At 35.9% G+C, this 15,286-nt stretch carries 6 protein-coding genes; 1 reads left to right on the plus strand and 5 read right to left on the minus strand.

What is annotated here, in order from left to right; all coding sequences use genetic code 11:
* Positions 1-284 precede the first annotated feature (284 nt).
* The 5 genes from IPI15_RS04220 to IPI15_RS04240 all read right to left on the minus strand — a co-directional run bounded on the left by IPI15_RS04220 (position 285) and on the right by IPI15_RS04240 (position 14,035).
* Complete coding sequence (locus tag IPI15_RS04220) at positions 285-617, minus strand: Hpt domain-containing protein (RefSeq protein WP_287400936.1); 333 nt, start codon at positions 615-617, stop codon at positions 285-287.
* Positions 614-4,150 carry a hybrid sensor histidine kinase/response regulator gene (locus IPI15_RS04225; protein ID WP_287419302.1) on the minus strand — a complete coding sequence of 1,179 codons (3,537 nt, stop codon included), beginning with the start codon at positions 4,148-4,150 and terminating at the stop codon, positions 614-616. The genes IPI15_RS04220 and IPI15_RS04225 overlap by 4 nt, the downstream gene beginning before the upstream one ends.
* A 150-nt stretch (positions 4,151-4,300) precedes the next feature.
* On the minus strand, positions 4,301-6,382 hold the full coding sequence (locus IPI15_RS04230) for a fibronectin type III domain-containing protein (RefSeq protein ID WP_287419303.1): 2,082 nt from the start codon (positions 6,380-6,382) through the stop codon (positions 4,301-4,303).
* Between the two features lie 50 nt (positions 6,383-6,432).
* Complete coding sequence (locus IPI15_RS04235) at positions 6,433-12,369, minus strand: hypothetical protein (protein ID WP_287419305.1); 5,937 nt, start codon at positions 12,367-12,369, stop codon at positions 6,433-6,435.
* Between the two features lie 4 nt (positions 12,370-12,373).
* Positions 12,374-14,035, minus strand: a complete 1,662-nt coding sequence (locus IPI15_RS04240; RefSeq protein WP_287400942.1) for a hypothetical protein — start codon at positions 14,033-14,035, stop codon at positions 12,374-12,376.
* A gap of 695 nt (positions 14,036-14,730) precedes the next feature.
* Here IPI15_RS04240 and tnpA point away from each other — a divergent pair.
* The gene (tnpA, locus tag IPI15_RS04245; protein WP_287419307.1) at positions 14,731-15,192 is read left to right on the plus strand and encodes an IS200/IS605 family transposase; all 462 of its coding nucleotides are present in this window, start codon (positions 14,731-14,733) and stop codon (positions 15,190-15,192) included.
* The last annotated feature ends 94 nt before the right edge of the window (positions 15,193-15,286 follow it).

Below are 15,286 nucleotides of genomic sequence, written 5' to 3' on the forward strand. Positions count from 1 at the left end.
TTCGGAAGTACAACCTTGATCTCAACTACAGCTTATGTTCCGCAGCTCATATTAATTTCTACCTTCTAATTTCTAATTTTTTTTGAACAAAGCGGATGATTCGGAAGTACAAACTTGATTTCAACCACAACTTATGTTCCAAAGCCTCATTCTAATTTCTACCTTCTAATTTCTAATTTTTTTTGAGCAAAACGGATGATTTGGAAGTACAACATTGATCTCAACCACAACTTATGTTCCGGAGCTCATTCTAATTTCTAATTTTTAACTTCTGACTTTATTTTTCAGAGCACCTCATCAAGATTTTTAAATATGTTCTGCAGAGAATTTTCCAATGTTTTGATTTCACTTGTTAGTATTTCTAAATCAGGTTCTAGTCCTGTTTCACACATTTTTTCAATAGAAAGAGCCGTTTCAGAAGCTTGAGTTTCATTGAGATATTGAAGTTGACTTTTAAGACTATGCGCAATTATTGAGGTATGCTCCCAATCCTGGTTTAAAATGGAGCTCTTCATATCCGACATGGACAAAGGGACATCTTGACGAAATACAGCCAGATATTTCTTGACGAGCGCTTCATCTTCAAATAATGATCTTAAAAGGCTGGTATCTATCATGGATTGAAATATTTGGAAATTTTATTTACCAATTCATCAGCATTGATAGGCTTGGTAATACAATCATTCATTCCACTATTAATACATTCTCTAATCTGCTGCGGAATTGCATTGGCTGTAAGCCCAATTATAGGAATGTTTTTAAAGTATTCGTCTTCCATGTTGCGGATTGAAATTGTGGCTTCAATACCATTCATTACAGGCATTTTAACATCCATCAGGACAAGGTCGTAATTTTTGCTTTTTATTTTTTCGACTGCGAATAAACCGTTTTCTGCAATATCAGTCATGCCATGAACAATGTATTTTTTTAGCAACTCTACCGCGACCAATTGATTTAAAGGTGCATCCTCGACGAGTAGTATTCGGAGACCTTTGGGTAATGGCTTTTGCTTTTCCTTCCCTATCTCCGTTAGATGAACAGCAGCATTCTCAAATATTAGGTCGAAGTGAAATTTTGAACCTGTTCCATGAGTTGATGAAACCCTGATATTGCCTCCTAATTGTTCAACAAGATTTTTAACGATACTGAGTCCTAATCCTGTTCCCTGATTTCCCACAGTTTCATATTCATTGACCTGTTTAAAACTTTCGAAGATGCTTTCAAGTTTGTCATCCGGTATGCCAATGCCTGTGTCACTAATCTCAAAATTGAGTTTTGTTTTATCCTCTTCAACAGGTGTTGCATTCATATAAAGTGTTACGCTTCCTTGCTTCGTAAATTTAATAGCATTGCTGATTAAATTTGTCAGGATTTGAAATAACCTTACTTGATCACCCATTAGCTTATTTGGCAATTCACCAGAAGTTGAAATATTAAATTCAAGATCTTTTTCTTTGACTTTAAAATCGAATAGTGTATGTAATTGTGATATAATCATCAGTGGTTCGAAGGGTTTATTATTGATAGTATACCTTCCACTTTCTATTTTTGCCTGATCCAGAATGTCATTAACTATCCACAAAAGATTTTCACTTGAAGAGTGTATGGCGTGGACATATTGATCTTGTTTTTGGTTGAGTGGGGTGTCTAATAGCAATCTATTTAAACCGATGATAGCGTTCATAGGTGTTCTTATTTCGTGGCTCATATTGGCTAAAAAGAGACTTTTATATGCTGCATTCTGCTCTGCCAACTCTTTTTCTTTATTGAATTTTGCTGCTTTTTTTTCAACTCTGATATATAGATAAATGAGGAATGCAATAAATCCGGCTACAAGTATATAGAATGGATAGGTAAGATAAAAGGGTGCTTTAATATTAACCTTAAGAATTAAAGGAGTTTTCGACTTAATGCCATCTTCATTTATAGCTTCTACCATCAAAGTGTAATCTCCGGGTCTTAAATTCGTATATGTAACAGATCTTTTTTCACCTGCATCCATCCACTTTTGATCAAATCCGACTAATTGATACCTGTATTTAATATGATCGCGAAGGATGAAGTGCAACGCTGCATAATGAATTGTAAATACTTTGTCGGAAAAATTTAATTTTATCTGATCAATAAATTCATGTTGCTCATCAAACTTTACTTCAGCATTAGCTATGTCAAGTCTGGTAAAAATAACTTTTGGAGCAGAGGTGTCTTTATAGTAATGTTCCGGTGATATAAAAAGTGCACCTGATGTGCCAGCAAACATAATATCCCCATCCAAAGAAGTTGCGCCGCTTCCATTGATATATCCGTCTTCTGTTTGGTAACTTATTACTTCATCTGTAGTAGAATTAATCCTTTGAATATATTTATCATGGGTATTCCAGGCAATACCATCTTTATCGATTTGGATTCCATCACTTTTAAGTGGACTTTTACTATTTTTGTCATATAATATTTTTAGTGTCTTTCTGGCTGGATCATATGTATATATATTGGTGTTGGTAGCTATCCAAAGTATATTTTTATTGACATAAATGCCGCGCATAGTTCCTTTCAATTTTTCCTTTAAAGGAAGTACTTCTATCTTTTTTGAAACAGGATCCAGAAGACATATTTTGCCTGATGAACTAAAGGCAATTTTTCCATTATTAAATTGGGTAAAATAGCTAACTGAATTAGAAGTAAGTTCGGTGTTCAATAGAGTAGGCCTATACCAAAATGTATCCTGAGTAATCTTGTCAAACTTGCACAAACCTTCATTAGAACCAAGCCAAAGGGTATTGATCTTGTTAACATCCGTATGCATTCTATTCACTGCCCCACTAGTAACCACATCTCCTTTGCCAATTTTGTTAAAGCGCATCTTTTCATTATCCAAAAGATACAATCCATTTAACCTAATATACATATATGTCCTACCCAGAGAATCACCTTCAATGCATTTTACATCGTTAAAACCTTCTGAAAATAAAGGTGGTTTAAGGAAATTAATATAATCTTCATAAAGACCCTTGCGCAGGAAAAGTCCTTCCATGGTATTAAACCAGTATAGACCTTGTGGGTCCTGATATACCAAAAGGGTATAATTTTTAAGATTATTAATACCATCCTCATTTTCCAGAACTCTAAAACGCTGTGTATGATAATTAAAGCGATTAATACCGGAAAATAGTCCCACCCACAAGTTTTTATTTTTGTCTGTGTATAATGAATATATAGAAGAACCCATTAGTCCTTTTGGATCAGATGGAGAATATCGGAAATGGGTAAGGATTTTATCTTTTAATGGAGAATAAATTAATAAGCCATCACTCATTGTGCCCAACGCCAAGGTTCCCATAGAATACTTCATTATTGCAGTAATGTGCCTGTCTTGACCTTCAACTTTTAATGGAGTAAATTTCTCGGTTTTAGGATTAAAAGTAGCAAGACCATTATTATATCCTAGCCATATTATCCCATCTTCCTCACAGTAGATTGCTTTTCCTTCAAGGCTGGAAGAAGATTTAAAGAATGGTTCTCCATAAGATTTGAGTATTTTTTCATTACGCATTACTTTGTAAAGTCCATTAAGTCCGAGTGCCCATATATTTCCATCAGGAGCGATTGATATATCTCCGGTATAGCGCGCTACACCGAAGTCTTTATGCAGATAATGTGTGAACTTTTCTGTGACTGGGTCGAATTCATCAACACCTTTTGAATGGATTATCCATATATGACCATCTTTATCTTCCACCATACCTTTTGTCTGGTTATTATATAGACTATACACATCATTATCATCATGAATATATCGCTTAAATGTTCCTTTTTTCCGATTCAGCTTATTGAACCCACGATAAGTCGTGACCCAATAATTACCTTTTTTATCTATTAAAAACCGGTCAGCAAATGAATTTGAAATGGTGGTACTATCATCTTCCAGGTGAATAAAATTGGTAAATGTAAATCCATCATATTTAGAAAGGCCACCTTGGGTGCAGAACCACATGAAGCCATATTCATCCTGATTAATACTGAAAACGTGGTTTTGAATTAGGCCGTCATTCGAACTAAGATATTCGAATTCAGTCCTACTTTTTTGTCCAATTGATAAACAATGAAGTAGGATTAATATGATTAAAGAAAGATATGATCTTATTCTGCTCAAAACATTATTTCAGTTTGTATAAAGGTATAAATTATGATTAATTATTAGTGAAAATAGAAAAACCAGCCTGCAGGATTAGTTACAGGCCGGATAAATATGGGATTATTTAATATTAGTTTCTTGTTGATTCATTATATAATGCTATGGAATTTAATTGGTAGTCTCCATTTTGCTTTCTCCTCCATCACTATAGATTGCTTTAATACCATAGACATTGTTAACATTCTGGATCTGGTAAGTTTTCTCTGTGTTTTTTAAACGACCAATTGGATCGAATCCTGTTTTCGAAGCATTTTGTTTGTAAATCACAAAAACATAATTTCCTGTTTGTTCATATTTCCATTCTAGCATGGAATTGCCATCTTTATTTACAACTTTAAATCCCTGAATATTCTCACGTTTCCCACGGTCCACTGCAGTTATTTCCAAATCCTTAGAAATTGATTTGTTTCCGGCATCATCCAAAGCCACTATTCTATAGGCATATGATTTTCCTGCTAATAAGCCTTTATCAGTATATTCCTTTTCATTTTTAGTGAATACAGCCATTTTTTTCCATTCCTCATTTTCAAACTTCCTTTCGATCGTATGATTGACCACATCATCGGAAGAACTATTGATCCAGGAGAAAGAGACGGTAAGTTGTCCTTGCTCATACTTAGAGATAAGTGGTGCAGCAGGCGGCACGATATCCGGTTTTTGTAACTTTAGTATCTTACTGTATTGACTGTGATTATATCTATGATCTACTGCTACAATTTTGTAATAAGCATATTCTGATAAGGTCTTAATATTTATTGAGTCTCCATAGATTGTTCCTGCAAAGACCTCACCGGTAAGTTGAGAGAATTCTGCCAATGTATCATTTGACCAATAAACTCTATATCCAATGATATCAGCTTCTGGACCTCTATTCCATGATATTTTGACTAATCCGGAAGTATCGATAGAACCTTTCATTCCTGTAGGAGGCTCTGGAGGTAAGCTATCTACTATATAACCTAAATCAACATAACTCATTGATTCATTACCTGACTTATCTACACTAAATATGGCATAATAATTGTCTTCAAGTGGATTGGCCTGTAAGTCAATAAATGCCCTTTCTTTTTTGTCGAGTTTTTTACTGATTTTGACAAAACCTCCGGTTGGCAAACCGCTGCGTCCTACATAGAATCCATCAAAATCCGGTTCATTAGGAGATGCTTCCCATACGATCTTAATGGCGCCTCCATTATCTGAGGCTTTGATGCTGTATGCAGGTGCCGGGGGAGTAAGGTCTATGGGGGTTGATTTAATGATTTCAGAATAAAGGCCCTGATCACCAAAAGGAGTATATCCTCTGAGTCTGTAAGAATAGTTTTTATTATTAACTACCATAGAATCTACATAAATAAATGCTTTTTCATTCTTTTCGAAACTGCTGACATAAGGGCGTTTGTTCAATTTTTTCCAAGACTTACCATCTTCTGATTTTTCGATGTCATAAGCTGAGAAAGCTGATTGATTCGTTCTTGTCCATGAGATCAGTACTTCACCATCACCGGCTTCCTGCCACATATTAGTGACAGGTTGTGGTTTGTATTTTTTGCTGAAATCCACGTATATTTCAGAGGTATCTGTTGGATATTCTGCATCAATGTGAGCTATGGTAATACGATATAAGTAGAACATTCCTGGTTTGACATCTTTGTCTTCAAATCTTAGACCTAGGCTAAGTGCAGTAGGAGCATCAAGGTCAGCTGCCATTAAAGCATAAGCATGTTTATTTTGCTGCTCATTCATTGCATTAGCCATATTTTCGCCTTTTAGGACATCTTTGTTACCATAGATTTCTCCATAAAGCATTTCCATCGCTACACCCAAATATTTATTTGTGGTATCTTTTGAAGCTACTTTATACTGATCAAGTGTCCATGGTTTTAAAGGAGTTTCAGTTATTTTTCTCCATGTCACATCCTCATTGGCATTTTCAATTGCTGTATTGAAAGGATCTGACTTAAAAGCGATTTTTTCAATATTGTAACCATATGTGTTGCCCATATCCCAATAATTAAAATCAGAAGGAGCCCATCTAAGAATGATTCTATCATTAGTTGCCCTACTGGTGGCTCCATGACTTCTAATTCTGGCTGTATCACTTAGCTGATTTTGAGGAATTTCGTTTTGAGCCAAAATATTTCCGCCCATTACAACCATTAAAATCAGGATTATTATATTATTATACTTCATTTATTTTTTTTAAAATAATTAGAAATTAAATTACTTATACTTCAATTTTTTTACGGATTAAAATTCAGCTCTTTTTTATATGAATTGTTGCCGTAATATCCATATTTAATTGAAAACTTCGTTCCATCTCCCGCATTCATACTATATGGATTATTATTGGGAAATCCACCTGAAGTAAACATAAATGTCAAGGCAGGCACTGCATATGATTTTATGCATTTTTCTTCTTTATATTCAAATACATAGTCATCAAAGCAATAGTTTTTGTGTTTTTCGAATACATATGCAGCATCGTTTAATGCAACTCCTCCCAAATAAATATTGACAGGCAATACAGGGTTTTTAGGATTCTGTTCTACGATCTTCTGTCCTTGTTTTGCCTTATTTATTTCATTTGAAGACAATTTTCCTTTTGGTACCAATATTTTTTGATCACCGTTGAGATTTATAGGACCCTCTGTAGCTGCATTCCACATTTTAATAGCTTCGATTGGCCTTTTTGAAAATAGTTGGTCGTCGATACCAAAGAAGCTATAATTACCCTGAGAATACCGATCACCTTTTAGCCCATTTGCTGTGGCATTCTTACTGCCTTTATATCCGTAATTGTAAATTCGATTGTCCAGATTTTTGTAATAGCTGTTAGTGCCCCAGATTACTTCTGGTTTTGCTAGAGGTTCAACTTTGATATCAAAATTTTCTTTGTAATATCCGTAAGCTTCATAGAGATCCATGTTTTCTTGACCTACCAGTAGCGGGAAGACTGCTCTATGTCCAAAGGTATAATTTGTACCTCTTATCGTGATGTTTCCGAGATAACTTTGGTCGCCGGATAGCTTATCAACTTTATATCCATTTCCAAATTTCTCAGCTGCCGTGCTATGCTTACTTGTTCTGAAATAATACTTGAATAATTCTTTTTCAATTACTTTTCCTGAAGCCTGGCGTTCCTTTACCTCATTGTATTTAATGGTGAGTTTACTAGAACTAGCCATTTGTCCTGAGGAAATATTAAAATTAGGATTAATACCTCCACCGCCATTATTAGGTATGTTTCCCATTGGCATTTTATCATTGATCTTATTTCCCGGTTTGGTTGGAGCTGCTACCACATTGCCATCTTCATCTCTGTATACATTTTTTGTATTCTTTGCGATATTTACTGGCTTGGATTTCGGCGTAGCGATTCTAATCATTCTTATTTGATAGACTGTTTCTTTTTGCAGATTAGTTGGAATCGCGAAATTAAAGTGCTTACCATTTTGCGTGAATGGAAAATCTAATGAATTTTTTGTCTCCAGATTTGTTAATCTCATTTTGAAGGTGTATTTGTACTTATCATCTTCTTTTACAGCTAGAAGTTCATCTTGAGCAGAGCCCAAATAAATATCAGCTTTATCATTATCACCAGATAGATAATATCTCTGACTCAACTGAGGGAAAGCGCTTACTACATTCTCTTCCGGAATATAATCAGGACGCTTACCTGTAGTGTATTTTATAAATTTGGGTTCATTCTTGATCAATTTCCAACTTCCGCTCACTTTTTCATATGCATTGACCACCACTGTAAATTTGTATTCTTTCTCACCTTCCTGCCAGTTGTCAGCTATGAAAGTTAGCCCATTGTATTCATTATTCAAGTGATATTTGCCAGGAACTACAGAAAGTCCTCTTGCAAGTTCAACCTTCTCTAAAACTAATTTAAACTTTCTGCTTTTCCCTTTTGGATCGGAGCTGAAATCTTTCAAAGTAAAAGTCTTGTTGCCACCCGGCATATTTACCTGATAATTAAATGATGCTTGTGGTGCCTCGAATACGGATACATCTTTTGTGCCATCTTCGGGAAGCAATTCATTAATCATGGGAAGTTCCAATCCTGTACCATCACCCCACACACATTTTTCACCAACTTCAAGAGAAAATTTGGTCTTAACACTAATAAGACCGTTGAGAATACTACCGCTGATGGCAAAGTCACCTCTTACCCAGTTTGGATTAGGTAATTCTGCTCTCATTTGTGCCGCGGCGGTAAATTCAAGTAAGCTAAATTTACCATGAACTCCAAATAATCTTAGTTCTAATCCTACATCACCATGCAAGTATGCGTAAGCAATCCCTTTTGCATACCATCCGTTGATGCCGTAATCTGAACTACCATTGCATGTCACAGTTGATTTTGAAAGTAATAAATCGGCGCCTAGGATGAATTCCAGATTGGCATAAAAGATAAAGAACTTAGCATTTAAATCAAACTTCATTCCTACACCCATAGCAAAGCCCTTGCCTAAATATACCTTGGTATTTGGTGCTTTTGGATTTTCATTTCCATTCAAACCAAGTGCCTGTCTAACTTTTAGTGGAGATCTAGGTAAGTCACCTATATCGGTACCCATCATGAAATAGGCATTAAAGTTAAGACTGACATTGACGACCTGACTCCCTAGAGCGATATCTACTTGTATTCTTTTAGGGTCATTCCATGGCTCGTCATCGTTAGTCCATTCACCTAATTTGACGTACCATATTCCCGGTTCGAAATGCAAAGTCAATGAAGCTTTTACAGTGACTTTTAAAGCACTTTGATTGAATCCTCCATCAATAGTAACTGCAGCATGAAACATTGGTTTTTCAAAATCAAGTTCTATATCAATACCAACTTTCAACAATCTTTTATCTCTGTCAGCAATAGGTCCCATGATAAATGCATCACCTTCCAAAGCTAATTTGGTAATTCCAAAGTCATCTGTGTTAAACTGTACAGTGAGTTTCACATCCGCATTAAAACTGGTTGGTTCACCTGTAGTGCCAATCGTCACTGAAGCCATAAAACCGAAAGTTCCTTTTTTAGGGGTATAGATCACACCACTTCTTGTTTCGCCTGCTTTTAAAGTTCCGGGCCCTTGATTATTATTTATCTTATCATTAGTGACAGCCTCTACATTGACCCTATCCATATTTCTGTAGACACCTCCACCGAAACCATAAAATGCGATTGCCCCTACTCCCGGTATTGGTAAACCACCAACGCCCCATCTTGCTCCTATGTCAACAAAGAAGTAGCGATAGTCAGATCCTGTTTCATTTGGTTGATCAGAAGGGCCTATTTTACCTAACTGTATGGTCGCATTAATAGCAACAGAGGCAAATTTAAGTGTTGCTTCCATGTCTCCTCTGAATCCTGTGCCATAAGTAGGATCATCTTTGTACAAATCAATAGAACCTTTAACAGCGATCACGCCCAGATCGCAGTCGATTGCGATTTTTTGTAATTCTATGCCTTCAAATTCAAACTTCTTAGCACCACCATTCCATTTTGCTTTTACCTTGATATTGGTTTCAGCTTCGAAAGCATTTGTTCCTTTTGATAAATTGACTTTTAATCCAAAACTGATTCCTGGTTTCAGCCCATTGTCATAGGAAAGTGCTGTTAGGTTTATAGGGAATTTGTTCATTGAGAACATGCCTTCAGGTTGACTTTCCAATGAAACGAATGCAAGATCTACCTCCGGTTTGACATTTCCACCGGTGACTTTAAGCTCCTGGAATTTTATTCCATTCAATGCCAGTTTTGATAATGGTGTCTGATTATTAGGACTTTGGTCAAAACCAATGCTTATTTTTCCATTAAGAATTGCGATCGGTTTGATTACGTTATTTACTTTCTCGATCGTAACGGAACTCCCTTCTTCAAGTTGTAATTTGGCAACCCAAAGTTTTGCTTCCAGATTATCCTGAAGAGTGATTCCAAACTGCCAATCTGTGCCATTATTGCCCTTTTGAATAGCAGCTGTATATCCCAGACCAGTTTCGGCGATCGGAATTTTTATATCACCTTCCATGCTGCCACCAGCCAATGCACTGGCTTCGATGTTTAGGCTGAGGGTGGAAATACTGAACTGCCAATTACCCACAGAACCATCAGAAATACTCAACACATTATTGGATTCTATCCTTGCCCAGAAACCTGTCTTGTCTATCATCAGATCTTCAACACCAAAGGAAATATTTTTATCTTTTTTCTTAAATCCATCCGGGAAGGTTACTGTAACATTTCCTATGTATAATCCCTTCCACTCAGGGTTATTGTTACCAAAGAAAGGATGATTGGGATGAAATTTAAGACCGGTTGGATTTTGATTATTATGCATATCTAACACAATATCCTCTACTTTGAATCGGAAATCTTGTGCGTCAGGTACTGTAAAGGTAGATGGGACAATAGTAGAATTAAACATCCAGTTAGCTCCTTCTGTAACATTAACTGAAAAAGGAACTTTAACCCTTGAATTACCTTGGACTATGTTGTCATTTTCTACTGGAAGTAATTTTTCTCTGGAAATAAGATATTCGCCTGAAAGTTTGACTGCTTTTATACCATCGCAGTCAAGTTCCATGTAAGTATTATCTCCTTTTAAGAACTTAAGGTCAACATAGTCGCTTAATGCGATGACTTTGTCAGCGGCAAGGGTAAATTTCGGGGCAATACCATATCCATTAGGTCGGATGCATAATCCTTTCTTTGAAAAATCTACGAACTCATTACCAAATGATTCTGCCAGGTCATAACCGAAGATTGAATTGAGGTATCCTTGTGTTGGTGTAAATATTAATCCCACGATTTGAAGGTTAAGACCATTTTTGTCAAATGCAAAAGGAACACCTATTTCTTGCATGCCTGGGCTGAACTTACTGACTAGTCGATTACCCTGAGTGACATAATTATTTATCTCATTGTATTTGTCCCTGGTCATTTGCAAAGTACCGTTAGGATCAGTTGCTGTGGCCTGGTCGAGCAAATTCGCTCCATCCACATGCGCGATTGCTTTGGAGGAACCAAAAGCCTGTTTGTCAGTATTTACCTGTAATCCTGTGAAATCCACAGCCACATTAACTTTCATAAAAGGAATGTGTATTATTCCTGTACCATTATTGCCATTAATTGTCTTGATAATCATAGCAAATTTACCTATTGATATCGTGTCATTTATTTTAGTTGAATAAGGGGAGGTATTGCCTGGAGCAGGCAATTCACATCCGGATACACACGCATTGTCATCCCCAGGCAACATATAATTAGGTTTCTGTGGAGGAGTAGAGAGGTCGTCTATTCCTCCAGGATTGATACCACCTCCAGAGGTTTTGTATTCAAATGAACAAGCGGTGCTGTAGCCGTTGTTTTTAAATAATGCATTCTTGCCGGGTTTTGGTTTAGCTCTTACCCTCCATGCATATTTTTTATCTTTAGTGAGTTGAGGATTGACCTGGCTATAAAGATAACTAGTTACTGGGACGGTTTTTCTGAAAAATACAGGTTCAGTAGCGGCATTAAGAGCTTGAGTAGGATTCTGACCCGGAAGAAGTTCAACCACAGTCAATTCGTATTCGATATTGATAGGATTTACGCCAGCAGGTACTGTCCAGGAAAACAAAAGGTTTTGAGGAGTTTTGGGGCTTACCTTACTATCACACATTGGCTGAATAAGTATAGGAAGTTCATGGTGTGATATGGTAATTGTGGCACATCCAGCGTTTTGATTGCTTAGTGGCGCACCTGTGTTGTAATCTGCGGCGTAATAGCAGAAAGTATAAGTACCCTCAGGAAGACCGTTACCATTGACTAATTGACTAACTGAAATTCCTTGGATGGATAGATTATCAGTATTATAATAAGGAGCCAGTTGATTTCCCATTACTTGAATAGTAGCCATAGGCTGCACTATGATGGGAGTAGAAGGCATGAAATTGGGAGAAGTTTTGATAGAGATTCCGTTTCCGGTGATTGAACCCATCAATTTGATAGATCTCAATGTCGGCGTTGGATTGCTTACCATGATTACTACCTTATTCCCGAAGCTGACATAGTCAGATAAATATGGAGAATACGGAGGCAGAATGGTCGTATTTACAACCATTTGTGCATCAGTGTTGACAGCACAAAATATGCTGAAGAATAAGAAAGCTAGTTTTATAACTTTTTGGATCATTTCGTTAAAAATTTATTGTGTATCTTAAAACACCAGTGAATTCGGTGAAATTTTGACTGTTAATGTTATCTGATTTATTATTTAAAAAGCTGATGTTTACTCCGAAGTTGTGGCGTTTTTTGAGGTTATAATTGAGCCCTGCATTTATTGTATAGTTTTTATTGATATCTGATGCCTGCAATCCCAAAGCTCCATTTGCTGTGATCTTCCCTTCTTGCCAGGTCTGGTTATAACCAATGCTTCCACCGTTGCCTGTTTCTGTAAATGCGTTTGTTATATTTTTAGTGTGATTGACACCTACAAATATTGAGGCTTGAGATTGAAGCAACGAAAGATTATACATTAGATTAATTATCTGTGTGCTGTATTCCATATAAGCGGCTGTAAAAGCATTATTGTCTACCATTCTCATATTCATGTAACTTGCCACAACCATGTGGTATAATGAAGTGTTGCCCCAATTGACCCTTGGACTAATGGTAAAACCTGGGTTTCTGTTCTGCATGATAATGGTATCATTGACAGATACGAAACCATCTTTTTGTTTTGTGTAAAGATCCATCCAAGAGACATCTACTCCCCAATTTTGAGACGGATTTAATGAAAGATTGATATTGGGTTGATATCTATAAGTAGTTACAGGCTTTTTATTCATTAGGTTATCGCTATAAATACTCATGCCATAGCTCACCTGGGCTTTATTTTGCCAAAAGCCAAAATTATGTCTAATGCCATATGCATTAAGATCATTTTCAATAAAGTAGGCTCCCATGCTTTGAAAATCAGGGGCGATGCGTTTGTAGAATAAACTAAGATTTTGTCCTTTAAAGTTAAAATTAGTACCGGCCTCCATACCAAAATATATATGCGTTGCAATAGTCTGTGCGCCAACGATATTAGATAATGCCTTCCAGTCATCGCTTGGGGCCTTTTCTAGTGCCTTTATATTTCTATTAAAGACGCTTACTGCGGCTTCTCCATACACATTCATGAAGGAGGCGATTTTTAATTGAGTCTTTACAGCAAGCACATCATTTTTTCCCGGTTGCACCATAGTGGCACTATCCATATATTGAGTAGGCAGACTGCTATCATCGTCCTTTGATCTCATGTATACAAAATCGATGAAACTAGTTTCTGTACCATAACCGATTTTGGCAGCAAAGCCTGTTCTCTTGTAGGCGGGTAAATAGGTCCTAACTTTAGTCGTGTCTATTCCAGTCGCTCTTTGAAATCTTCCTGCAACGAAGCCAATTCTAAATTTACCGGGTGTAAGTTCGACACCGCCACCTAGGAGTTGATGCCCTGCGAGGCTAAATTTACTCCAAGTAATATTTTGGTAACCTATATATGCTTTTATCCATTTGTAGGTTGGAGCTATTCCAAATTGGTTAAATGGCTGGCTGAAGGATCTTTCCTGTTCGGAATAAGTGAATGATAATGGAATGCTAAAGTCACCTTTACTGAGGTTGATACTGCCGTTGAGCAGATAACTAAAAGGTTTTCTTCTTTGCTGGATGCCATTGGAACTATAAGAAGTAAGTTGAATCCCAGCAGAGCCGCTCACTTTAAAAGAATCTTGAATAGAGGTTATTTCTTGTCCTGAAAGTTTTATAGAAACCATCAAAGAAAGAAATCCAACGATCATAAAAATTAATAACTTCATTAAGTTAGTATGTTATTTAATTCGATTGTTTGTTTTTAATTAACCGGCCGATGCTTAATCAAATCAAAAATGTGAAAAGGAATATTTTGATCTGTTTGATAATGCAAAGATGAGGGTAGGAGATGAGGTAAAGGTTTAAGAGAAGTTCAAAAAGTGTAAAAAAGTGTAAAAAAAGATTTTACCGCAAAGGCTTTCAACTTGTTAATAAAAAAGAATAGCAGATATTGGCTTTGTTGTTTTTGAAAAATGTGTTTAGATATATATAAATAAAGACTTTATTAAATCCAGGGCTTGAACACAGTTCTATGTGAAATAATAATGGAATGAGAGGGCAGAGAGAGGAGCCATTCTGTCATATAATTAGAATGAAATTATTTTGAATAAAACATTTTGTATATTAATATTTGCGAAAGTTTATTATATTTGTTTTGTTCACCCAAAAATTTAAAATACCTAAATAAAAGAAAATGACGAATGATGAATTGACACATAAAGTGATTGGCTTTGCTATTGAAATTCATAAAAGACGAACCATCATAATTGTTTAATAAAAACTATTTTAGAAAAAATGTGAAACTTAGGATAGGTGCAGCGCACCGACTCTTTTTATAGTTAAATTAAATTATTATTCACCCCGGTGCAGCGCACCGATATATTGAACGAATCAAATTTTAACCATTAAAAAATATATAATTATGGGAAACACATATCGCCAAGCATATTTTCATTTAGTATATGCAGTTAAATACAGAGCCGCATTAATTCAACCTTCATGGAAATCAGAATTAGAAAAATATACGACCAAATTAGTTCAGGAACAAGGGCATAAGCTAATTGCTATAGGTGCCGCAACAGACCATATCCATTTGTTTATTGGATATAATTTAAATCAAAATATACCAGATTTGGTTGAAGAGGTAAAGACATCTACTACCAAATGGATCAATAACCGAAATTTTTGTAATTCGAATTTTAAATGGCAGAATGGTTATGGAGCTTTCACAAATGCACATTCTCAGATTGATGCTGTTGCTAAATATGTTCTTAATCAGGAAAAACATCATCGAAAAGTTTCATTCAGAGATGAATACCTGGAGATGTTAAGAAAAAATGAAATCAAATACAAAGACGAATATTTGTTTGAATTTTTTGAATAAATTTAATATTTCGGTGCGCTGCACCTGGGAAACACCATTTGATAGTTGCTATAAATAGGGTGGTGCTCTGCACCTTTTTAAGCGATAAATTAAT

Origin of the sequence: Candidatus Brachybacter algidus (genome assembly GCF_016707225.1) — a bacterium.
GTDB lineage: Bacteria > Bacteroidota > Bacteroidia > Chitinophagales > Saprospiraceae > Parvibacillus > Parvibacillus algidus.